This is a genomic window from Streptomyces sp. SA15, from assembly GCF_002291145.1.
Taxonomy (GTDB): Bacteria; Actinomycetota; Actinomycetes; order Streptomycetales; family Streptomycetaceae; genus Streptomyces.
This window is the reverse complement of the sequence record NZ_NTGE01000164.1, coordinates 114,685-133,784: the sequence shown is the minus strand read 5'-3', so window position 1 is coordinate 133,784 and position 19,100 is coordinate 114,685. Positions and strand designations below refer to the sequence as shown.

21 protein-coding genes are annotated in these 19,100 nt (G+C 70.9%); 13 read left to right on the top strand and 8 right to left on the bottom strand.

Annotation, left to right across the window (positions count from 1 at the left end):
* The first annotated feature begins 36 nt into the window (after positions 1-36).
* The 3 genes from CLM62_RS36795 (at position 37) to CLM62_RS36785 (ending at position 2,906) form a co-directional block, all read left to right on the top strand.
* A complete protein-coding gene (locus tag CLM62_RS36795; RefSeq protein WP_179382389.1) occupies positions 37-1,287 on the top strand; it encodes an alpha-L-fucosidase in 1,251 nt (416 codons plus the stop codon).
* Positions 1,288-1,451: 164 nt separating this feature from the next.
* Positions 1,452-2,330, top strand: coding sequence for a sulfotransferase (locus tag CLM62_RS36790; RefSeq protein WP_257004294.1), 879 nt, complete (start codon positions 1,452-1,454; stop codon positions 2,328-2,330).
* Between the two features lie 81 nt (positions 2,331-2,411).
* A complete protein-coding gene (locus CLM62_RS36785) occupies positions 2,412-2,906 on the top strand; it encodes a cupin domain-containing protein (protein ID WP_095754226.1) in 495 nt (164 codons plus the stop codon).
* Positions 2,907-2,963: 57 nt separating this feature from the next.
* Here CLM62_RS36785 and CLM62_RS36780 read toward each other — a convergent pair whose 3' ends face one another.
* Positions 2,964-4,118: an ATP-grasp domain-containing protein gene (locus tag CLM62_RS36780; protein ID WP_095754225.1), complete on the bottom strand. Its 1,155-nt coding sequence runs from the start codon at positions 4,116-4,118 to the stop codon at positions 2,964-2,966.
* Positions 4,119-4,451: 333 nt separating this feature from the next.
* Here CLM62_RS36780 and CLM62_RS36775 point away from each other — a divergent pair, with 333 nt between their 5' ends.
* Positions 4,452-5,312, top strand: coding sequence for a metallophosphoesterase (locus CLM62_RS36775; RefSeq protein ID WP_095754224.1), 861 nt, complete (start codon positions 4,452-4,454; stop codon positions 5,310-5,312).
* A complete protein-coding gene (locus CLM62_RS36770) occupies positions 5,309-5,992 on the top strand; it encodes a 4'-phosphopantetheinyl transferase (RefSeq protein WP_095754223.1) in 684 nt (227 codons plus the stop codon). Before CLM62_RS36775 ends, CLM62_RS36770 begins: the two co-directional genes overlap by 4 nt.
* A gap of 12 nt (positions 5,993-6,004) precedes the next feature.
* Here CLM62_RS36770 and CLM62_RS36765 read toward each other — a convergent pair whose 3' ends face one another.
* Positions 6,005-6,244 carry a hypothetical protein gene (locus tag CLM62_RS36765; protein WP_095754222.1) on the bottom strand — a complete coding sequence of 80 codons (240 nt, stop codon included), beginning with the start codon at positions 6,242-6,244 and terminating at the stop codon, positions 6,005-6,007.
* A 221-nt stretch (positions 6,245-6,465) separates the two neighbouring features.
* On the opposite strand from CLM62_RS36765, the gene CLM62_RS36760 reads away from it, so the two are divergent.
* Positions 6,466-7,509: an alpha/beta fold hydrolase gene (locus CLM62_RS36760; protein WP_179382388.1), complete on the top strand. Its 1,044-nt coding sequence runs from the start codon at positions 6,466-6,468 to the stop codon at positions 7,507-7,509.
* Between the two features lie 235 nt (positions 7,510-7,744).
* Here CLM62_RS36760 and CLM62_RS36750 read toward each other — a convergent pair whose 3' ends face one another.
* Both CLM62_RS36750 and CLM62_RS36745 read right to left on the bottom strand, forming a co-directional pair.
* Positions 7,745-8,278 (bottom strand): toxin-antitoxin system, toxin component, encoded by a 534-nt coding sequence (locus CLM62_RS36750; protein ID WP_095754220.1) that lies wholly within the window; start codon positions 8,276-8,278, stop codon positions 7,745-7,747.
* Between the two features lie 32 nt (positions 8,279-8,310).
* Positions 8,311-8,961 carry a helix-turn-helix transcriptional regulator gene (locus CLM62_RS36745; protein ID WP_095754219.1) on the bottom strand — a complete coding sequence of 217 codons (651 nt, stop codon included), beginning with the start codon at positions 8,959-8,961 and terminating at the stop codon, positions 8,311-8,313.
* Between the two features lie 224 nt (positions 8,962-9,185).
* On the opposite strand from CLM62_RS36745, the gene CLM62_RS36740 reads away from it, so the two are divergent.
* The 7 genes from CLM62_RS36740 (at position 9,186) to CLM62_RS36710 (ending at position 15,490) form a co-directional block, all read left to right on the top strand.
* Complete coding sequence (locus CLM62_RS36740; RefSeq protein WP_095754218.1) at positions 9,186-9,857, top strand: hypothetical protein; 672 nt, start codon at positions 9,186-9,188, stop codon at positions 9,855-9,857.
* A 157-nt stretch (positions 9,858-10,014) separates the two neighbouring features.
* Entirely contained in the window at positions 10,015-11,166 is a 1,152-nt protein-coding gene (locus CLM62_RS36735; RefSeq protein ID WP_095754217.1) for an FAD-binding oxidoreductase, read from the top strand.
* Complete coding sequence (locus tag CLM62_RS36730; protein WP_095754216.1) at positions 11,163-11,465, top strand: (2Fe-2S)-binding protein; 303 nt, start codon at positions 11,163-11,165, stop codon at positions 11,463-11,465. Before CLM62_RS36735 ends, CLM62_RS36730 begins: the two co-directional genes overlap by 4 nt.
* Entirely contained in the window at positions 11,455-12,867 is a 1,413-nt protein-coding gene (locus tag CLM62_RS36725) for an NAD(P)/FAD-dependent oxidoreductase (protein WP_095754215.1), read from the top strand. The genes CLM62_RS36730 and CLM62_RS36725 overlap by 11 nt, the downstream gene beginning before the upstream one ends.
* The gene (locus CLM62_RS36720) at positions 12,864-13,754 is read left to right on the top strand and encodes a dihydrodipicolinate synthase family protein (protein WP_095754214.1); all 891 of its coding nucleotides are present in this window, start codon (positions 12,864-12,866) and stop codon (positions 13,752-13,754) included. Before CLM62_RS36725 ends, CLM62_RS36720 begins: the two co-directional genes overlap by 4 nt.
* A gap of 11 nt (positions 13,755-13,765) precedes the next feature.
* On the top strand, positions 13,766-14,767 hold the full coding sequence (locus tag CLM62_RS36715) for a proline racemase family protein (RefSeq protein WP_095754213.1): 1,002 nt from the start codon (positions 13,766-13,768) through the stop codon (positions 14,765-14,767).
* Positions 14,768-14,818: 51 nt separating this feature from the next.
* Positions 14,819-15,490 (top strand): GntR family transcriptional regulator, encoded by a 672-nt coding sequence (locus CLM62_RS36710; protein WP_095754212.1) that lies wholly within the window; start codon positions 14,819-14,821, stop codon positions 15,488-15,490.
* Between the two features lie 95 nt (positions 15,491-15,585).
* Here the strand turns inward: CLM62_RS36710 and CLM62_RS36705 are convergent, their stop codons facing one another.
* The 4 genes from CLM62_RS36705 to CLM62_RS36690 are packed head-to-tail and all read right to left on the bottom strand — an operon-like array spanning position 15,586 to position 18,920.
* On the bottom strand, positions 15,586-16,365 hold the full coding sequence (locus CLM62_RS36705; protein ID WP_179382387.1) for an ABC transporter ATP-binding protein: 780 nt from the start codon (positions 16,363-16,365) through the stop codon (positions 15,586-15,588).
* Between the two features lie 20 nt (positions 16,366-16,385).
* Positions 16,386-17,165, bottom strand: coding sequence for an ABC transporter permease (locus tag CLM62_RS36700; RefSeq protein WP_095754211.1), 780 nt, complete (start codon positions 17,163-17,165; stop codon positions 16,386-16,388).
* Positions 17,162-17,935, bottom strand: coding sequence for an ABC transporter permease (locus CLM62_RS36695; protein WP_095754210.1), 774 nt, complete (start codon positions 17,933-17,935; stop codon positions 17,162-17,164). The genes CLM62_RS36700 and CLM62_RS36695 overlap by 4 nt, the downstream gene beginning before the upstream one ends.
* Before the next feature lie 13 nt (positions 17,936-17,948).
* Positions 17,949-18,920 (bottom strand): ABC transporter substrate-binding protein, encoded by a 972-nt coding sequence (locus CLM62_RS36690; RefSeq protein WP_095754209.1) that lies wholly within the window; start codon positions 18,918-18,920, stop codon positions 17,949-17,951.
* Positions 18,921-19,100 lie beyond the last annotated feature (180 nt).

The window sequence follows — 19,100 nt, the reverse complement described above, 5'->3', positions numbered from 1 at the left end:
CCACGAAGTGATCTTGTCCTGTCGAGGAGTTCACCCGTGCCCATGCAGCCCTGGTTCACCGATGCCAAGTTGGGGATCTTCGTCCACTGGGGGATCTACGCCGTCGACGGCGTCCAGGAGTCCTGGTCGTTCTACGACGACATCGTGCCGCACGACCAGTACATGTCCCAGCTCGACCGCTTCACCGGCGCCAAGTACGACCCGCACGCCTGGGCGCAGCTCTTCGCGCGGGCCGGCGCCAAGTACGCCGTCCTGACCAGCCGCCACCACGACGGCGTGGCCCTCTGGGACACCGAGTACGGCGACCTCAACCTGGGCCGCGACTACATATCCGGCTACGCCGACGCCCTGCGCGAACAGGGCCTGAAGGTCGGTCTGTACTACTCGCACTCCGACTGGAACCACCCCGACTACGCCTCCACCCGCAAGCCCGGCCGCCCGCCGGAGCTGGAGGACAACCGCTACTCGGAGGTCGCGGCCGAGGACGAGGACCTTCAGGCCTGGGAGCGGTTCATCGCCTACCGCGACGGCCAGATCCGCGAACTGGCCTCCCGCTACCGGCCCGACCTGATGTGGTTCGACGGCGAGTGGGACCGCAGCGAGGAGCAGTGGCGCATCCCCGAACTCGCCGCGCTCATCCGCTCGTACTCTCCCGACGTCGTCTTCAACGCCCGCATGCTCAGCGAGGGCGACTACGCCACCCCCGAACAGGGCGCCCCCGTCGTGCCGCCCGAGGGTCCCTGGGAGCTGTGCCTGACGATCAACGACTCCTGGGGTTACCAGCACCACGACCACAACCACAAGTCGCTCAGCCAGTTGATCCGCTACTTCACGGAGACCATCGGCGGGGGCGGCAACCTGCTGCTCGACGTCGGCCCGATGGAGGACGGCACCATCCCCGAGCCGCAGGTCGAGCGCCTCGAAGGCCTGGGGGAGTGGATCCGCAAGCACGCCGACGCGGTGTACGGGACGGTGCGCGGGCTCCCGGCCGGGCACCACTACGGGCCCAGCACCCTCGCCGCCGACCGCCGCACCCTCTACCTCACCCTGTTCGACATCCCCCGCGCCGAGATCGGCGTCCGTGGCCTCGTCACACCGGTCCGCAAGGTCACCGTCCTCGGCAGCGGCACCGAACTGGCCCACCGCGTCGTCGGCGGGCTCCACGAGGCCGTCGGCGTGCTGTGGATCGACTCGCCCGCCGCGGCCGACATCGACCCGTATGCCACGGTCCTCGCGGTCGAACTCGACGGCGAACTGGAGCTGTACCGGGGGTCGGGCCGCTTCTGAGGCCTGCCACGGCAGTTCCCATCAAGAATTAAGAAAGTGGTAAATCACCTGGTCACGGGCGGAATTAGAGGTTCCGTGACCACGGTGCTTTGCCTGCGCGACACCTGAAGTTCGCTTGCCGCCCCTGGGATCAGGAGCGTACAGCGCGAGAGAAAGGTGTCACGGTGCGAGACCCGCGTATGTCCGCGATCGGCAAGGGGCTCAAGCGTCGGGGGAGGCTGATGAAAGAGGCGGTGAGCCCGCCGCGCCGGAACCTGGACGCCGTACCCGCGCCCCGCTCCGGGTCTGCGGCCGAGACGTACACCGCCCCGCGCGCCCCGCGCCTGGTCAAGTCGCCGGTGTTCGTGCTGTCCTCCGTCCGCTCCGGGTCGACCCTGCTCAGGGTGCTGCTGAACAGCCACAGCCGCATCCGCGCCCCCCACGAGATGCATCTGCGCACCCTCCACGTCGAGTTGACGCGCGACTTCACCGCGGAGGCCATGAAGGCGCTCGAACTGGACAAGGAGGAACTGGAGCACGTCCTGTGGGACCGGGTGCTGCACCTGGAACTCATCCGCAGCGGCAAGGACGTCATCGTCGACAAGACCCCGGCCAACACCCTCATCTGGCCCCGGCTGCGCCGATGTTGGCCCGACGCCCGGCACATCGTCCTGCTGCGCCACCCGGGCGCGGTCATCACGTCCCTCACCAATCGCCGCACGGATCCCGACCACGAGGCCATCCGCGCCGAAGTCCTCGACTACAGCGAGAAACTGGAAGAGGCCCGCCAGAGCCTCGACGCCCACGTGATCACGTACGAGGAACTCACCGCCGAACCGGAGAAGACCACCCGCGGCCTGTGCGACTACCTGGGCGTCCCGTGGGAGAGCGCCATGCTCGACTACGGCAGCAAGGACCACGGCACCTTCCGCCCGCAGCTCGGCGACTGGAGCAGCACCATCAAGTCGGGCCGCATCCAGCCCGCCCGCGCCGCGGATCCGGAGGCAAAACTGCCTCCCAGGCTTGCGGACTTGGCGAAGGCATGGGGCTACCCGGTCGAGTGATTCGGCCCGCGGAATTGACCCATGATTCCGGCGCCGGATTGCCCCCTGCCGCCGGTCGATCGGCTCCATAAAGTCGTAGCCATGACGACGACTCAGCAGAACGGGACCACGCAGGTCCCGGACTTCGCCCCGGTTCTCACCCGTGCCGCCGCGGCCGAGACCACGCGTGACCCCAGCAGCGTGATGACGCTCCTCGCGGACTCCGCCGACACCGGCGGGCGCCTGACCAGTTACCGCTCGACCTTCGCCGAGGGCGCGGTCGGCGCGCCCGCCCATCTGCACACCAAGGCCTCCGAGATGTTCTTCGTGATCGACGGAGCGCTTCAGGTGCTGGTGGGCGAGGAGATCACCGTCCTGGAGGCGGGCGACTTCCTCGTCGTGCCGCCGCACACCCCGCACGCCTTCGCCGCCGCGCCCGGTGCGACGGCGGACGTGCTGTTCGTCTTCACACCGGGCGCCGGACGCTTCGACTACCTGCGGCTGCTCGGCCGGGTGATGCGCGGCGAGGCCGACCCGCAGGAGATGAAGGACTCCTCGCAGCGGTTCGACAACCATTACGTCGACAGCCCGGTGTGAGCGCGAGGCGCTCGCGGCACGCGGCTGACCGGCGAAGGGCCGGACGAGCGTGTGGGCTTACGCCGGTGCTGTGGCTGTGGCTGTGGCGGGAGCCCCCGCCTCCGTCGTGACCGTCTCGACCGACTGCGCCGCCGGGGCGGGCACCGCCGGCAGCGGTTCCGGTGCCTCCGTCCGCTGCTGCGGGATCGACAACGGCCGCAGCGGGCGCGGGCCCGACACCACCGTGTAGTCCTGGCCCAGGAACGGCGGCACCATCTCGCCCGGATCCTCGCCGAGCGCCAACTGCACAGCCGCCCAAGGGGCGTTGACCCCGCACAGGGACAGCTGGTGCAGTCCGCCGGCCGGGCGGGTGTTGACGTCCATCAGGACGGGCCTGTCACCGAACATCCGGAACTGGATGTTGGACAGATAGTGCAGCCCGAAGCCCTCCGCGATCCGCCGCGCCGGATCCAGCCACTGCTCGTGCAGCGTGAAACCACGACGGCGGCCGTTCTTGGTGCGGCCCACGGCCAGCCGGACCAGGTTGTCGGGACCGGTCAGGCAGTCCACCGACACCTCCGGCTGCTCCAGCCGCGGCATGACCAGCCAGTCCACCGGCTCGTCGGCCTGCTCCAGGACCTGACGCACCAGGTCCAGCGGCACGTACGGAGTCGGGAAGCCATTGAGGTGCATGAGCGAGAAGGGAGTACGCGTGATGACACGGAAGCCCACCCCGCCCGCACCGGATGCCGGCTTGAAGCACGCCTTGTGCCCGCCCGCCTCCAGCTCCTCGACGGCGGCGACGAGTTCGTCCGCGTTCCGCACCCGCCACCAAGGCGGCACCGGCACGCCGATCGCCTGCACGGCCTCGTACGCGATCACCTTGTCGTGGAAGACCGCCACTGCCTGGGGCGGCGGCGCCAGCAGCGCTGTACCGACCGCCTCGAAATCGGCGCGGTGCGCCACGATCGCCGACTGGTGCAGCCGGGGCACGAACACGTCGATGCCGCGGCGTTGGCACTGGTCGAGCGCGTACTCCACGTACGCGGCGGGGGACAGACCCTCCGGCTCCAGATCGGCGGAGTCGGCGGCGGCGAGGACGGGGGAGTCGGCGTCCCCGTGGGTCGCATGGATCTCGACGGCCCGGTCGCTGGGATTTCTCCGCAGCTGATCCATGAAGAACACGTTCTCCGCGTACGTGCGGTTGAGCCAGACGCGTACGCGAGAGACCATGCAGGCCGCCTTTCACGGTTCGCGGGCAGGGCGAAGCAGGCCCGTGCCCGGGCAGGGTGGTTGGAGGGACACCAAACCGCCCCGTGCGAAGGGCGTTGATGGCGGTGGTGTTGGGGCGATCATACGGCTTTGAAAGGGTGCCGCGTGCAACGTGCGTGTTACGGATTTTCCGATCACGCTCACACCGGTTTTCCGATCAGGCTCATCCCGGCCCCCGGGCGTGCTGAAGATCGGCCGACTCGATGGGAAGACCGGCCGACGCGAGTCACCCTTGTCCTCGGAACCGCAAATGTGTTCTCGTGGTCCCATTCGGGTGATCGGAGGAGGCAACAGGTGACGTCGACGGTCGGCGGTGCCGGACAGCTGCTGGCCATCAGCGACCTGCACATCGGCTACGAGGAGAACCGCGCCCTCGTCGAACGGATGCGGCCGGAGTCGGACGACGACTGGCTGCTCGTGGCCGGCGACGTCGCGGAGACCGTCTCCGACATCCGCTGGGCCCTCAGCACACTCGCGGGCCGCTTCCGCAAGGTCGTCTGGGCCCCCGGCAACCACGAACTGTGGACCCACCCCAAGGACACCGTCACCCTCCGCGGAGTCGCCCGCTACGACCATCTGGTCGCCCTGTGCCGGGAAATCGGCGTCACCACACCCGAGGACCCCTACCCCGTCTGGAACGGCCCCGGCGGCCCCGTCGCCGTCGCCCCGCTGTTCCTGCTGTACGACTACTCCTTCCTGCCGGCCGGCTGCACTACCAAGGAGCAGGGACTGGCGTACGCGCACGAGACCGGGATCGTCTGCAACGACGAGTTCCTGCTGCACCCCGACCCCTACCCCACCCGCGAGGCCTGGTGCCGGGCCCGCGTCGACGAGACCGCACGCCGGCTCGCCGCCCTGCCCGACGACCTGCCCACCGTCCTCGTCAACCACTATCCGCTGGACCGGCACCCCACGGACGTCCTGTGGCACCCCGAGTTCGCCATGTGGTGCGGCACCCGGCTCACCGCCGACTGGCACCGCAGATTCCGCGTCCAGACCATGGTCTACGGCCACCTCCACATCCCCCGGACCACCTGGCACGACGGCGTCCGCTTCGAGGAGGTGTCGGTGGGCTACCCCCGCGAATGGCGAAAGCGCCCGGACCCACCCGGGCGGCTGCGCCGCATCGTTCCGAAGGAGGTCGGGGCCCGGTGATCTCGGAACTGCTGCCGGACTCCGTGGTGGCCGTGGAGGTGTACGGCAACGACGAGCCCGAGAACGCGCGCCTGTACCCCGGGGAAGAAGCCGTCGTGGCCCAGGCCGTCCCCAAGCGGCGCCGCGAGTTCGCCGTCGCACGCTCCTGCGCCCGCCGGGCCATGGAGAAGCTCGGCGTACCACCGCAGGCCGTCCTGCCCGGGGAACGCGGCGCCCCGGGCTGGCCCTCCGGACTGACCGGCAGCATGACCCACTGCGACGGCTATTGCGCGGCAGCCCTGGTCCGCGCCACCGACCTGGCCTCCCTGGGCATCGACGCCGAACCCGACGGCCCGCTCCCCGACGGCGTCCTGCCCGCCGTGTCACTGCCCGCGGAACGGGACCGCCTGCGCCGACTCACCCACGACAACCCCGGCATCCACTGGGACCGGCTCCTGTTCAGTGCCAAGGAGTCCGTCTACAAGGCGTGGTTCCCCCTCACCCGGAAGTGGCTGGACTTCTCCGAGGCCGACATCGAGCTCTCCGTCGACCCGGACGACCCGCTGACGGGCGCCCTGCGCGCCGAACTCCTCGTACCGGGCCCGCTGGTGGGCGGCCGGCGGCTCACTCACTTCGAGGGCCGCTGGACCGCCCGGCGCGGGCTGGTGGCGACGGCCGTGACCGTGCCGCACTACACGTAACCCCCTGGCGGGTTACGGCTCCGGTGGGCACCAGCTGTGCAGCAGCCGGAAGAACGCCTCCTCGTTTCCGGCCAGCCCCGCCTCCTCCAGCGCCCGCTCCGCCTCGGCCAGCACCGCGGGCGGGACCACGGGTGGTCGGCCGGCACCCGGCGGGCCGGGCGCGACGTCGAAAGCCGCCCGCACGGTGTGCAACAGCCGCAGATAGGCCTGGACGGCGGTGCGTTCGCGGTCGGTCAGTACGGCGGTGTGCATCGGGCGGCTCTCCCCACGTCGGTCTGTGCTGTCACGCCCCCACAGGGCGGCGTACTTCCAGCTTGCCGCCCACCACTGACAATCGGGCCCCGCTTCACGTCCGTTCGCCCGCTTAGCGGAGGGGAAACCTCACCGAAATCCACGGGAGGAATGCGCCCCTACGCTGGAAGGAAGGGCTTTTGGCCGCCTCAGCGCGGCCACCGGAACAGGAGGCGAAACGCGTGGTCGACGCCCCACCACGGCGCCCGGCGCGCACCGTACGGCTGCGCCCGGTGGGCGACGCGGAACTCCAGCTGAAGTACCGCGTCGTGCACGGCTACCGCCGCGCCTACCGCATGGCCGGCCAGGGCCCGGCCCTCGTCCTCATCCACGGCATCGGCGACTCCTCGGCGACCTGGGCCGAACTCATCCCCGACCTCGCCCGCACCCACACCGTGATCGCCCCCGACCTCCTCGGCCACGGCGCCTCCGACAAACCGCGCGCCGACTACTCCGTGGCCGCCTACGCCAACGGCGTGCGCGACCTGCTCACCACCCTCGGCATCGAATCGGCCACCCTGGTCGGACACTCGCTCGGCGGAGGCGTGGCGATGCAGTTCGCCTACCAGTTCCCCGAGCGCACCGAGCGGCTCATCCTGGTCAGCGCGGGCGGCGTGGGCCGTGAGGTCAACCCGGTCCTACGGCTGGTCTCGCTGCCCGGCGCCCATCTGATGCTGTCCGCGCTGCGACTGCCCGGCATGCGCATCCAAGTCGGTCTCGCGGCACACCTGATGAAGCTCCTCGACACCGACCTCGGGCAGGACGCCCCCGAACTGCTCACCCTCGTGGACGCGCTGCCCGACGAGACCGCGCGCAACGCCTTCATCCGCACCCTGCGCGCGGTCGTCGACTGGCGCGGCCAGGTCGTGACCATGCTCGACCGCTGCTATCTCACCGAGGGCATGCCGACCATGCTGCTGTGGGGCGACCGGGACAGCGTGGTGCCCGTACGACACGCGTACGGGGCGCACGAGGCGATGCCGGGCAGCCGGCTGGAGATCTTCGAGGGCGCGGGTCACTTTCCGTTCCACAGCGATCCGGGGCGGTTCGTCTCCCTGGTGGAGGAGTTCACCGCCGGTACGGCTGCCGCCGACTGGAGCCGGGAGCACTGGCGGGACTTGCTGCGGGAGGGGAGGCCGGGGACGGCGGAGGGGCGGGCCGATGCCGCTCACAGCCGTGCGATCGAGCGTGATCTGCGCGAGGTCAGTGAACGCAGTGCGACGTAGTTGATGGCTCGGTCGCCTACGGGGCGCTCTATGCCGGTGTCGAGAGCACGACCGTGCTCAGCCCTTCGGGCCTCCGCGCTCCCCCACTCTCGGCTTCGCTCGAGCGGGGGGACCCCCATGTGCTCTCGACACCGGCGCGCCCCTCCGGCTCCCTCGCGGCCGGCGCGTCGGGACAGTGGGGGTTGGTGGGCCCTTGCTGGTGCTTGTGTGAGCAGGTGGGACCACGAACCCTCGGTCATTGCTGCTGCGGACCCAAATACCCCAGTGACGCCTCGATCCTGCCCGCCAGGTGCTCGCGCTGCACCGGGCCCCGCGACGACGAACCAGCCAGCCACGTACGGCACTTGCTGGCCAGCAGCAGACCGAAGGTCTCCGCCTCCTTCTCTTCGGCCTGGTCGAAGCGGGTGCGGGCGGCGACCTTCAGTACCGTCGCCTGGAGGTCCGCCTCGTCGTTCAGCAGACGGGCCGCGACCGCCGCGCCCTCCACGTGATGACTGCAGTGCCCGGCCTTCATGTGCCACAGCTCGTGGCCGAGGATCACCAGCTGGTGGTCGGGGGCGGTGCGTTCCTCGATGACGACGAGGTCCTGCTCGGCCATGTCGAGCCACAGCCCGCTGGCCGTGCCGGGCGGGAAGGCGGCCGTACGGAAATGCACCGGGCGGCCGCGGCGTCTGCTCATCGCCTCGCACAGGGCGCCGTACAGGTCCTCGGGCCGTGCCGGGGCGGCGAGGGTCAGCTCCGTGACCAACTCGCCGCACAGACGGCGCATTTCCTTACCGATGCCCACAGTTCTCCCCCGGATCAGGACTCGGGCCGCTTGACGCTCTCCAAGAGCATGTCCAGCCACTCCGCCACTTTGTCGCGGTGCTGGTCGGTGGGCAACTGCGCGGCCCGCCAGGCGATCCCGCGGACGCCGTGGTCCTGCAGCAGCCGCTCCAGCGGGTCGTCGGCGGCCGCGGCCGCCTCCCGCTCGGCGAGTCTCTGCAAAAGGTCCTGCTCGGCGCGCTGGAGGGCGCCCGCGAGCGCCTCGGGGTCCTCCGCCGTGAGGAAACCGGCGTGCACCCGGAAGAACCGCTGGATGGCGTCGCAGTGCTCCATGGTGGGGCGGCGGTCGCCGTTGATGAGCGCGCCGGCCTGCTGCCGGGACATGCCGGCGCCGTCGGCGATCTCCTGCTGGGTGTACTTGCGCCCGTTGGGCTTCAGCCGCGTGCGGCGCAGCATGTCCAGGCGTTGCAGGAACCGTGCCTGCACGTCCGGTTCGCCCGCGGGGCGGCCGCTCAGCAGCGCCTTGACGACGGGCTCGGGCACACCGGAGGCCACGGACAGGCGGCCGGTGTCGAAGACCTCCGCGTGCGGCACGCCGAGCCGGTCGGCGAGTGCGGTGACGCGGGCGACGACGGACGGCAGTACGGCCGACGCCACGTCGCCCGGAGACTGGAAGCCATCCGACACCGACAGATCTCCTACGTTTCTCACTGGCTTCTCACAAGCGGGTTGCCGTGAACTTCCCGGAGAGTAGCCGGTCATTCGAACTCACATCCAGGTCTCGCCACAACTGTGTCCAATTTCAGCCGTCAACAGCCGTGGAATGCCACGATAGTTGACACGGCTCAAGTCGGGGCACCAGGATCAAGGCGCCGCGTGAAGGCCGCATAGGCAAGAGGGGTGACCTCCCGATGGCATATCAGGCAGGTGGGCAGCGGTCGCAGCCGCGGCCCGTCCCCGAGAGTCCCGAGGCCCAGGCGTATCTGCGGGACTACGCCACCCTCCTGGAGGCCGTCCCCTTTCCGTCCCTCGTTCTCGACCACCGCTGGGACGTCGTCCTGGCCAACACCGCTTTCGAGACACTTTTCCGAGGCGTGGGCACCCACCCGACGGCCATGCCGGGCGACAACTTCCTGAGGTTCGTCCTGTTCCACCCCGACGCGAGCACGGTCCTCGGCGAGCACGAGTCGCGCTGGTGCCTGCCGATGCTGGCGCACTTCGCCGCCGCCGTTGAGCGACACGGCCACGACCACGGGCTGCAGTCGATCCGCCGGGACATCGCCCAGGACCCGATCATGGAGGCCGCCTACCGGCACGGCCTGCCGCACTGGATCCGCGCGGTCGGCGAGCAGGGCGTCGAGCACGACGGCGCCGTCCGCCCGCTGCTGCATCCCGACCCGCGCTGGGGCGCCACCGACTGCCGGGTCGTCGACGAGACGCCCAGGACCCTGCGGGACATGGGCTACACCCGGCTGACGCTGGTGCTGCGCCCCGCGCGCCGCCCGGTGCCGGCCCCGCGGCGGGCCGTCCGCCCCCGCCGCACGGCCGGCCACCTCAGCGTGGTGCCCGCCCCCGAGGCCTGACAGGCACCGTCGGCGTTCAGGTCGCCGACGGCGCCTTGTCAGCAACCCACCTCTTCAGCCCACCTCTTCAACCCACCTCTTCAACCCACCGTTTCCGTCCGGGTCTCCCGGCGTCGGCGTCATTCCCCGTATCAGAGCCATGTGACATAGTACTGACGTGAGCGAGCGACTGACCTGCGAAGTCGTGGTCGTCGGAGCCGGAATGGTGGGTGCCGCCTGCGCCCTGTACGCGGCCCGGGCGGGCCTCGACGTCACCGTGGTCGACCGTGGGCCGGTGGCCGGCGGCACGACCGGCGCGGGTGAGGGCAATCTCCTCGTCTCCGACAAGGAGCCGGGTCCCGAGCTCGATCTCGCCCAGCTGTCCGGGCGTCTGTGGGAGGAACTCGCGGGGGAGTACGGCGAGATCTTCGAGTACGAGGCCAAGGGTGGCGTCGTGGTCGCCTCGACCTCCGACGGACTCGCGGCCCTGGAGCGGTTCGCCGAAGGGCAGCGCGCCGCAGGCGTTGTGGCGGACAAGGTCACGGGCGGCGGACTGTACGACCTCGAACCCCATCTCGCCCCCGGCCTGCCGGGCGGCGTCCACTACCCGCAGGACAGCCAGGTCATGCCCGCCCTGGCCGCCGCCCACCTGCTGAAGGCCTCCGGCGCGCGCCTGCTCACCGGCCGGACCGTGACGGACGTACTGCGCACGGCGGACGGGGAAGTGCGCGGGGTCCGTACGGACCGGGGTGACCTGCACGCCCCGGCGGTCGTCAACGCGGCCGGCACCTGGGGCGCCGAACTCGCCGCACGTGCCGGAACCTCCCTGCCCGTCCTGCCCCGGCGCGGCTTCGTCCTGGTCACCGAACCGCTTCCGCGTCTGGTCCGCCACAAGGTGTACGCCGCCGACTACGTGGCCGATGTGGCCAGCGACTCCGCCGCGCTGCAGACCTCGCCGGTCGTGGAGGGGACGGCGGCGGGCCCGATCCTGATCGGCGCGAGCCGTGAACGCGTCGGCTTCGACCGGACCTTCTCACTGGCGGCGGTACGGGCCCTGGCGGCCGGCGCGACCGGGCTGTTCCCCTTCCTGGCCGGCGTCCACGCTCTGCGGTCCTACGTCGGCTTCCGCCCGTACATGCCCGACCACCTGCCCGCCATCGGCCCCGATCCCCGCGTCCCCGGGCTCTTCCACGCCTGCGGGCACGAGGGCGCGGGCATCGGACTGGCCACCGGCACCGGGCACTTGATCGCGCAGGCGCTGACCGCGAAGACGCCCGACCTGGACCTGGCGCCGTTCCGGCCCGACCGTTTCCCCGAGGAGGCCGCGTGACATCCCCCTTTGACCTCGCCGGGGCCGAGCCGGGCCCCGCCTTCACCATCACCCTGGACGGCCGTACGGTCGAGGCGCTGCCCGGCCAGACGGTCGCCGCCGCGCTCTGGTCGGCCGGAGTCACTTCCTGGCGCAGCACCCGTGGCGAACGCCGTCCGCGCGGCATCTTCTGCGGGATCGGCGTCTGCTTCGACTGCCTGGTGACCGTCAACGATCGCCCGAACAGGCGGGCTTGTCTGGTGCCGGTGCGTCCGGGCGACATCATCCGTACGCAGGAGGGGACCGGGCATGTCGAGTGAGCGACCGCGGCTCGCGGTGATCGGCGCGGGGCCGGCCGGTCTCGCCGCGACCCTCGCCGCTGCGGCCCGCGGCGTCCGGGTCACACTGCTCGACTCGGCCGCACAGGCCGGCGGACAGTTCTACCGGCAGCCGGCCGCCGAACTGCGCGCCGGCCGACCCCAGGCCCTGCACCACCAGTGGCGGACCTGGGAGCGACTGCGGGACGGGCTGGGCTCCCACGTGCGGGCAGGCGTCGTACGTCACTTGACGGGCCATCATGTCTGGCTCGTGGAGGGAGGCGAGCGGTGGGGCGAGGGCTTCACCGTGCACGCCCTGCTCGGCCCCGAGCAGGAGGAGCCGGTCGAGGTGCGTGCCGACGCCGTGCTCCTCGCCACCGGCGGCTACGAGAAGGTGCTGCCCTTCCCCGGCTGGACCCTCCCCGGCGTCATCACCGCGGGCGGCGCCCAGGCCATGCTCAAGGGGGCCCTCGCGGTGCCCGGACGGACCGCCGTCGTCGCCGGGACCGGGCCGCTGCTGCTGCCGGTGGCCACCGGGCTCGCCGCGGCCGGGATGGAGATCGCCGCGCTCGTCGAGTCCGCCGATCCGCGCGCGTTCCTACGGCGGACCCGCGCACTGGCCGCGCAGCCGGACAAGGTCGCCGAGGGCGCCGGATACGCGGCCCGGCTGCTGCGGCACCGCGTGCGCACCTTCGTCCGCCACACCGTGGCCGAGGCGCACGGCATCGAGCGGCTGGAGGCGGTGACCGTCGCCGCGCTCGACGCCACCGGACGGGTCAGGCCCGGCACGGAGCGCCGTATCCCCTGCGACACCCTGGCCGTCGGCCACGGCATGCTGCCGCACACCGATCTGGCCGAGACCCTGGGTTGCCGCCTCGAAGGCTCGAACGTTCATGTGGACGATGAACAACGCACCGACGTTCCCGGTGTCTGGGCGGCGGGTGAGGCCACCGGCATCGGCGGGGCGGCCCTGGCGCTCGCCGAGGGGCACATCGCCGGACGCTCCGCCGCGGCGCGGCTGCACGGGGCCGAACCCGACCGGCGGGAGTGGGCCGCGGCCGCGAAGTCCCGGGCCCGGCTGCGGGAGTTCTCCGCCGCGCTCGACACCGTGTACGCGCCGCCCGCGCACTGGGCCGAGCAGGTCACCGACGACACCGTCGTATGCCGTTGCGAAGAGGTCGACGGCGGTGCGATCCGGGAGGCCGTCGAGCGACTCGGCGCCGGTGACCTGCGAACCGTGAAGCTGCTGACGCGGGCCGGGATGGGCTGGTGCCAGGGGCGGGTGTGCGGCCCCGCGGTCGCCGGCCTCGCCGGGTGCGCGTTCACCCCCTCCCGGCGGCCGTTCGCGCGGCCCGTACCCCTCGGCGTCCTTGCCCGACAGCCCACAGAGAGAGGACTCTCATGACCGACCACCGTCCCTGGCGCGGCGTGCTCGTCGCCACCGCGCTCCCGCTGAACGACGACCTCTCCGTCGACCACGGCAAGTACGCCGAGCACTGCGCCTGGCTGGTCGACAACGGCTGCGACGGCGTCGTACCGAACGGATCGCTCGGCGAGTACCAGGTGCTCACCCCCGAGGAACGGGCCAAGGTCGTCGAGACGGCCGTGGCCGCCATCGGCGGCGCGCGCGTGATGCCCGGCGTCGCCGCCTACGGCTCCGCCGAGGCCCGCCGCTGGGCCGAACAGGCACGCGACGCGGGCTGCGCCGCCGTGATGCTGCTGCCGCCCAACGCCTACCGCGCGGACGAGCGTTCCGTCCTCGCCCACTACGCCGAGGTCGCCGAGGCCGGTGTGCCGATCGTGGCGTACAACAACCCCATCGACACCAAGGTCGACCTGGTGCCGGAGCTGCTCGCCAAGCTGCACGGCGAGGGGTACATCCGTGCGGTCAAGGAGTTCTCCGGAGACGTCCGCCGCGCCTACCAGCTCGCCGAACTCGCCCCGGAACTGGACCTGTTGATCGGCGCCGACGACGTCCTGCTGGAACTCGCGCTGGCCGGCGCCAAGGGCTGGGTGGCCGGCTACCCGAACGCCCTGCCGAAGTCCACGGTGGAGCTGTACCGCGCGGCGGTCGGCGGCGACCTGAGCACTGCCAAGAAGCTCTACGAGCAACTGCACCCGCTGCTGCGCTGGGACTCCAAGGTCGAGTTCGTGCAGGCCATCAAGCTGTCCATGGACATCGTCGGCCGCCACGGGGGACGTTGCCGTCCGCCCAGGGTGCCGTTGCTCCCCGAGCAGGAGGCCACGATCCGCTCCGCCACCGAGAACGCCGTCGCCGCAGGCTTGGCGTAGGGAGGCCGGTCATGCGCAGCAGACTCGTCCTGCACGCCGTTGACTCGCACACCGAGGGCATGCCCACCCGCGTGATCACCGGCGGCATCGGCACCATCCCCGGTGCGACCATGAACGAGCGGCGCCTGTACTTCCGTGAGCACCGCGACGACATCAAACAGCTGCTGATGAACGAGCCGCGTGGCCACTCGGCGATGAGCGGCGCGATCCTCCAGCCGCCCACCCGCCCCGACTGCGACTGGGGCGTGATCTACATCGAGGTCTCCGGCTATCTGCCGATGTGCGGGCACGGCACGATCGGCGTGGCGACCGTGCTCGTCGAGACCGGCATGGTCGAGGTTGGCGAGCCGGTCACCACGATCCGGCTCGACACCCCGGCGGGCCTGGTCGTCGCCGAGGTGGCGGTGGAGGACGGGGCCGCGAAGGCGGTCACCCTCCAGAACGTCCCGTCCTTCTCCGTCGGCCTCGACCGCAAGATCACCCTCGCCGACGGGCGCACGGTGACCTATGACCTGGCCTACGGCGGCAACTTCTACGCCATCCTGCCGCTGGAGGAGTTCGGTCTGCCCTTCGACCGCGCCCGCAAGGACGACATCCTCAAGGCCGGACTGTCCCTCATGGCGGCGATCAACGCCGAGGAGGAACCCGTCCACCCCGAGGACCCGTCCATCCACGGCTGCCACCACGTCCACCTGCTCGCACCCGGCGTCACCGCCCAGCACTCTCGGCACGCGATGGCGATCCACCCCGGCTGGTTCGACCGCTCGCCCTGCGGTACGGGCACCTGCGCGCGCATGGCGCAACTCCACGCGCGTGGCGAACTTCCCCTGCACACCGAGTTCGTGAACGAGTCCTTCATCGGAACCCGGTTCACCGGCCGCCTCCTCGCCACCACCGAGGTCGCCGGCCGCCCCGCCGTCCTGCCCAGCTTCACCGGCCGCGCCTGGGTCACCGGAACCGCGCAGTATCTGCTCGATCCGTCGGACCCGTTCCCGGCGGGATTCGTGCTGTAGGCGGTTCGGGCGGATCCCACAATGTCCGGTGACCGAAGGAGAACGACTGTCATGGCCCCGCAGCACATCCCCGACCTGCCCGTGCTGGGCGGCAGGAAACCCAGCCACCGGGAGCGGGTCGCGGACGCGCTGCGGGCCGCGCTGATCGCCGGCGAGCTGCGGCCGGGCGAGGTGTACTCGGCGCCGGGCCTCGCCGCCCGCTTCGGCGTCTCCGCCACCCCGGTGCGCGAGGCCATGCTGGACCTCGTCAAGGAGGGCCTGGTCGACACCGTCCCCAACAAGGGCTTCCGGGTCACCGCCGTCTCGGAGCGACAGCTCGACGAGTACACCCACATCCGGTCCCTCATCGAGATCCCGACCACGGTCGCACTCGCCACCACGGCCGGCCCCGCCGACCTGGAGGCGCTGCGCCCGCTCGCCCAGGAGATCGTCACCTCCGCCGCGGCGGGCGACCTCGTCGCCTACGTGGAGGCGGACCTGCGCTTCCACCTCGGCCTACTGGCCCTCGCGGGCAACGCGCACCTGGTCGAGGTGGTACGGGACCTGCGCCGCCGCTCCCGCCTGTACGGCCTGACGGCACTGGCGGAGGCGGGACGGCTGCAGTCCTCCGCCGAGGAGCACCTGGAGCTCCTCGACGCGCTGCTCGCACGGGACGAGGACGCCGTACGCGCGGTGATCACCAGGCACCTCGGCCATGTAAGAGGCCTCTGGGCAACTCCCTGAAGGGGCGCGGGGCTGTGACATGATGCGGCTCCGCCGCGTGGGCGCGAACAACCCCCACAACCCGCAGCCGCCAAATCACATCCGGGACCGAGCTGTTAGGCCCCGGCGTCCGCCCTCTTCGCGGCCTGGATCTGCGCATACACATGCGTACGCAACTCCGCAAACCGCGGAGCCACCCTCGTATGCAACTGATCCCGCTCATCCGGCAGATCAACCTTCAACTGCTCCTGCACGACGGTGGGGGAGGCCGACAACACGATCACCCGCTCACCGAGATAGACGGCCTCATCGATGTCATGGGTCACGAACAGAATCGTGATGCCCCGCTCCCGCCACAGCCGCCGTACAAGGTCCTCCAGATCCGCCCGCGTCTGCGCGTCCACCGCCGCGAACGGCTCGTCCATCAGCAGCACCCGCGGCTCGTACGCCAGCGCACGGGCGATGGCGACCCGCTGCTGCATACCGCCCGACAGCTGCCAGGGATACGCCCCGGCCGCGTCCCCGAGCCCGACCGAGTGCAGCGCGTCCGTCACCAGCTCCCGGCGTCGCGCCTTGCTCAAATCCTTCTGCTTCAGGGGGAGTTCGACGTTCTCGCCGACCCGCATCCACGGGAACAGACTGCGGCCGTACTCCTGGAAGACGAAGGCCATGCCGGGCGGCGGCCCGGTCACCTTCCGCCCCTCGAGCAGCACTTCGCCCGAAGTCGGCGCCAGCAGGCCGCCCATGCACTTCAGCAGAGTCGTCTTGCCGCACCCCGACGGGCCGACGAGACAGACGAGTTCGCCGGCGTCGACGGTGAAGGTGAGGTCGCGTACCGCCTCCACCCGCCGCCCGGAGCCGTCGTACACCTTCTTCAGGCCGCGTATGTCGAGCATGGACCGCCCTTTCACGATGCTCACCGGGACCGCCGGGTGGATGCGCGCAGACCGCGGTACCAGCCGAGCGCCCGCCGCTCGACCAGCTGGAAGACGACGGACAGCAGGAAACCGAGCAGACCGAGCACCAGGATGCCGGTCCACATGTCGGGGATGGCGAAGCCGCGCTGGAACTGCACGATGGTGAAGCCGAGTCCGTTGCTGGCGGCGAACATCTCGCTGATGACCATGAGGATGATGCCGATGGACAGCGCCTGACGCAGGCCCGCGAAGATCTGCGGGCTCGCCGAGCGCAGCACCACGTGCCTGAGCCGGGCGAGGCCCGTCACGCCGTACGAACGGGCCGTCTCCGTCATCACGGAGTCCACCGCCCGTACGCCCTCGACGGTGTTGAGCAGGATCGGCCACACGCAGCCGCTCGCGATCACCGTGACCTTCATGGTGTCGCCGATCCCCGCGAAGATCATGATGACCGGCACCAGCACCGGCGGCGGCACCGCCCGCAGGAACTCCAGCACCGGTTCGCACACCGCCCGCACCCGCCGGTAGGAGCCGATGACCGTGCCGAGCGCCACGCCCACGACGGCCGCCAGCGCGTAGCCGCCGGTCAGCCGCAGCACGCTGGGCAGCACGTCGTCCTGCAGACGCTCGCCCGTCCACACGTCCGGGAAGGTCTCGAGGATCGTCCGCAGCGGCGGCCAGTACACGTCCGTACTGCCGTCGGACGCCACCCACCACCCCGCGACGAGCAGCGCGGGCAGGGCGATCACGTAGACCGCCCGCAGCAGTACGCCCCTCACACCGCCACCTCCCCGCGCACCGACTGGTGCCAGGCCAGCGCCCGCCGCTCCACCGTCCGCGCGCCGACGTTGATCAGCAGGCCGAGCAGACCGGTGACGACGATCAGCGCGTACATCTCGGGCACCGCCTGCGAGGTCTGCGCGACGCCGATGCGTTTGCCCAACCCCGGTGCGCCGATGACGAGTTCGGCGGTGATGGCGAGGATCAGCGCGACGGCCGCGGCCAGCCGGACGCCGGTCATGACGTACGGCAGCGCGGTCGGCCACAGGACGTGGCGGATCCGCGCCCAGGTGCCGAGGCCGTACGACCGTGCCGTCTCTTCGGCGACGGGGTCGACGTCCTGGACGCCGTACAGGACCTGGATGAGCACCTGCCAGAAGGAGGCGTACACGACGAGCAGCAGCACCGAGCGCAGTTCGGTGCCGTACAGCAGCACCGCTAGCGGGATCAGCGCGACCGACGGGATGGGGCGCAGGAACTCGATCGTCGAGGCGGTCGCCTCCCGCAGATGCGGGACCACGGACACGATCACGCCCACCACGATCCCCGCGGACGCGGCGATCGCCAGCCCGAGCGCCCAGCCGGTGAGCGTGTCGCCGAGGGCCGTCCAGAAGGCGCTGTCCGCGAGTTCGTCCACGAGGGCGTCGGCGATGCGGCTGGTCGGCGGGAAGTACGCCTCCTTGACCAGGCCGAGCCGCGGCGCAGCCTCGCCCAGGGCGAGGAAGGCCGCGAGACCGGCCGCACCGAGTGCGGCGTTCATGCCCTTCACGCGTTCTCGCCTCTCACGGCAGCAACTTGTCCAGATCCGGCGTCGACTTGAAGAGGCCGTCCTCCTCGCCCAGCTTCATCAGTGCCTCGATGGACGCGCGGTTCGGCTCGGCCGGCCACTTCGGCAGGGTCACCTTCTCCAGCACGGCCGCCGGGATCTTCGTGTACGTGGTGACGACCTGGCGTGCCTCGTCGGGGTGGGCGTCGGCGTAGGCCAGGGCCTCGGCGGTGGCGTCCTGGAACTTCTTGACCACCTCCGGGTTCTGCTGCGCGTACTGCGTCGACGTGAAGTACATGGCGACGGTGAGGTCCGGCGCCACGTCCACCAGGGGAGAGGCGATCTCGCGGCCGCCCTGGCTCTTGACGGTGGCGAGGGCGGGCTCGACGACCTGGGCGGCGTCGATCTGGCCGCTGTCGAGGGCGGCCGGCATCTGGTCGAAGGCCAGCTCGACGAACTTGACCTTGTCCGGGTCGCCGCCCGCCTTGCGCACCGAGGCGCGCACAGACGTCTCGTTGATGTTCTTCAGGGTGTTGATGGCGACCTTCTTGCCCTCCAAGTCCTTCGGTGACTTGATCGGGCTGTCCTGCTTGACCGTGAGCCCGCTGAAGTCCTTGCCCTCCACACCGGTCGAGGCGATGGCGTTGGCGACGGCCTTGACGGGCACGTTGTTGGACTGGGCGATCAGCAGTGAGGTGACATTGGAGAAGCCGAACTGGAACTGGCCGCTCGCCACCCCGGGCACGATCGCCGCGCCGCCCTGCGCGGTGGTGATCTCCAGCTTCAGGCCGTGCTTGCTGTAGATGCCCTTCTGCTGGCCCAGGTAGAGGGGCGCGACATCGACGATGGGGATGAGGCCGACCTTGACCGTGGTGGCGCCACCGGACGCGGCGGCCTTGTCCGAGCCTGAGGAGTCGGACGAGCCGCAGCCCGTGGCGGCGGTCAGAACGGATACGGCCGTGAGGCCGACGAGCAGACGACGACGCATTGGTTCCCCCTGTGGGACCGGACCTGGTGCTCCGACCGGCTGTGCGCAGACAGCACGAATGTGCTCGGCGAGAACGTATGGCCGGTCGGTTGTCATGGTCAATGCCCGTGCGGTGAAGGGCCGTTGACATCACAGGACGTGCACTCATAGCGTGCGCTCTGCGTACGTTGGTACGTCCTG

Excerpts from the sequence above, each read along its gene's own strand:
- CLM62_RS36765 (WP_095754222.1), bottom strand. The coding sequence starts at position 6,244 with ATGCACACCGCCGTACTGACCGACCGCGAACGCACCGCCGTCCAGGCC.
- CLM62_RS36690 (WP_095754209.1), bottom strand. The coding sequence starts at position 18,920 with ATGCGTCGTCGTCTGCTCGTCGGCCTCACGGCCGTATCCGTTCTGACC.
- CLM62_RS36705 (WP_179382387.1), bottom strand. The coding sequence starts at position 16,365 with ATGCTCGACATACGCGGCCTGAAGAAGGTGTACGACGGCTCCGGGCGG.
- CLM62_RS36750 (WP_095754220.1), bottom strand. The coding sequence starts at position 8,278 with ATGCGCCGTCTGTGCGGCGAGTTGGTCACGGAGCTGACCCTCGCCGCC.
- CLM62_RS36715 (WP_095754213.1), top strand. The coding sequence starts at position 13,766 with ATGCGCAGCAGACTCGTCCTGCACGCCGTTGACTCGCACACCGAGGGC.
- CLM62_RS36785 (WP_095754226.1), top strand. The coding sequence starts at position 2,412 with ATGACGACGACTCAGCAGAACGGGACCACGCAGGTCCCGGACTTCGCC.
- CLM62_RS36725 (WP_095754215.1), top strand. The coding sequence starts at position 11,455 with ATGTCGAGTGAGCGACCGCGGCTCGCGGTGATCGGCGCGGGGCCGGCC.
- CLM62_RS36720 (WP_095754214.1), top strand. The coding sequence starts at position 12,864 with ATGACCGACCACCGTCCCTGGCGCGGCGTGCTCGTCGCCACCGCGCTC.
- CLM62_RS36740 (WP_095754218.1), top strand. The coding sequence starts at position 9,186 with ATGGCATATCAGGCAGGTGGGCAGCGGTCGCAGCCGCGGCCCGTCCCC.
- CLM62_RS36780 (WP_095754225.1), bottom strand. The coding sequence starts at position 4,118 with ATGGTCTCTCGCGTACGCGTCTGGCTCAACCGCACGTACGCGGAGAAC.
- CLM62_RS36710 (WP_095754212.1), top strand. The coding sequence starts at position 14,819 with ATGGCCCCGCAGCACATCCCCGACCTGCCCGTGCTGGGCGGCAGGAAA.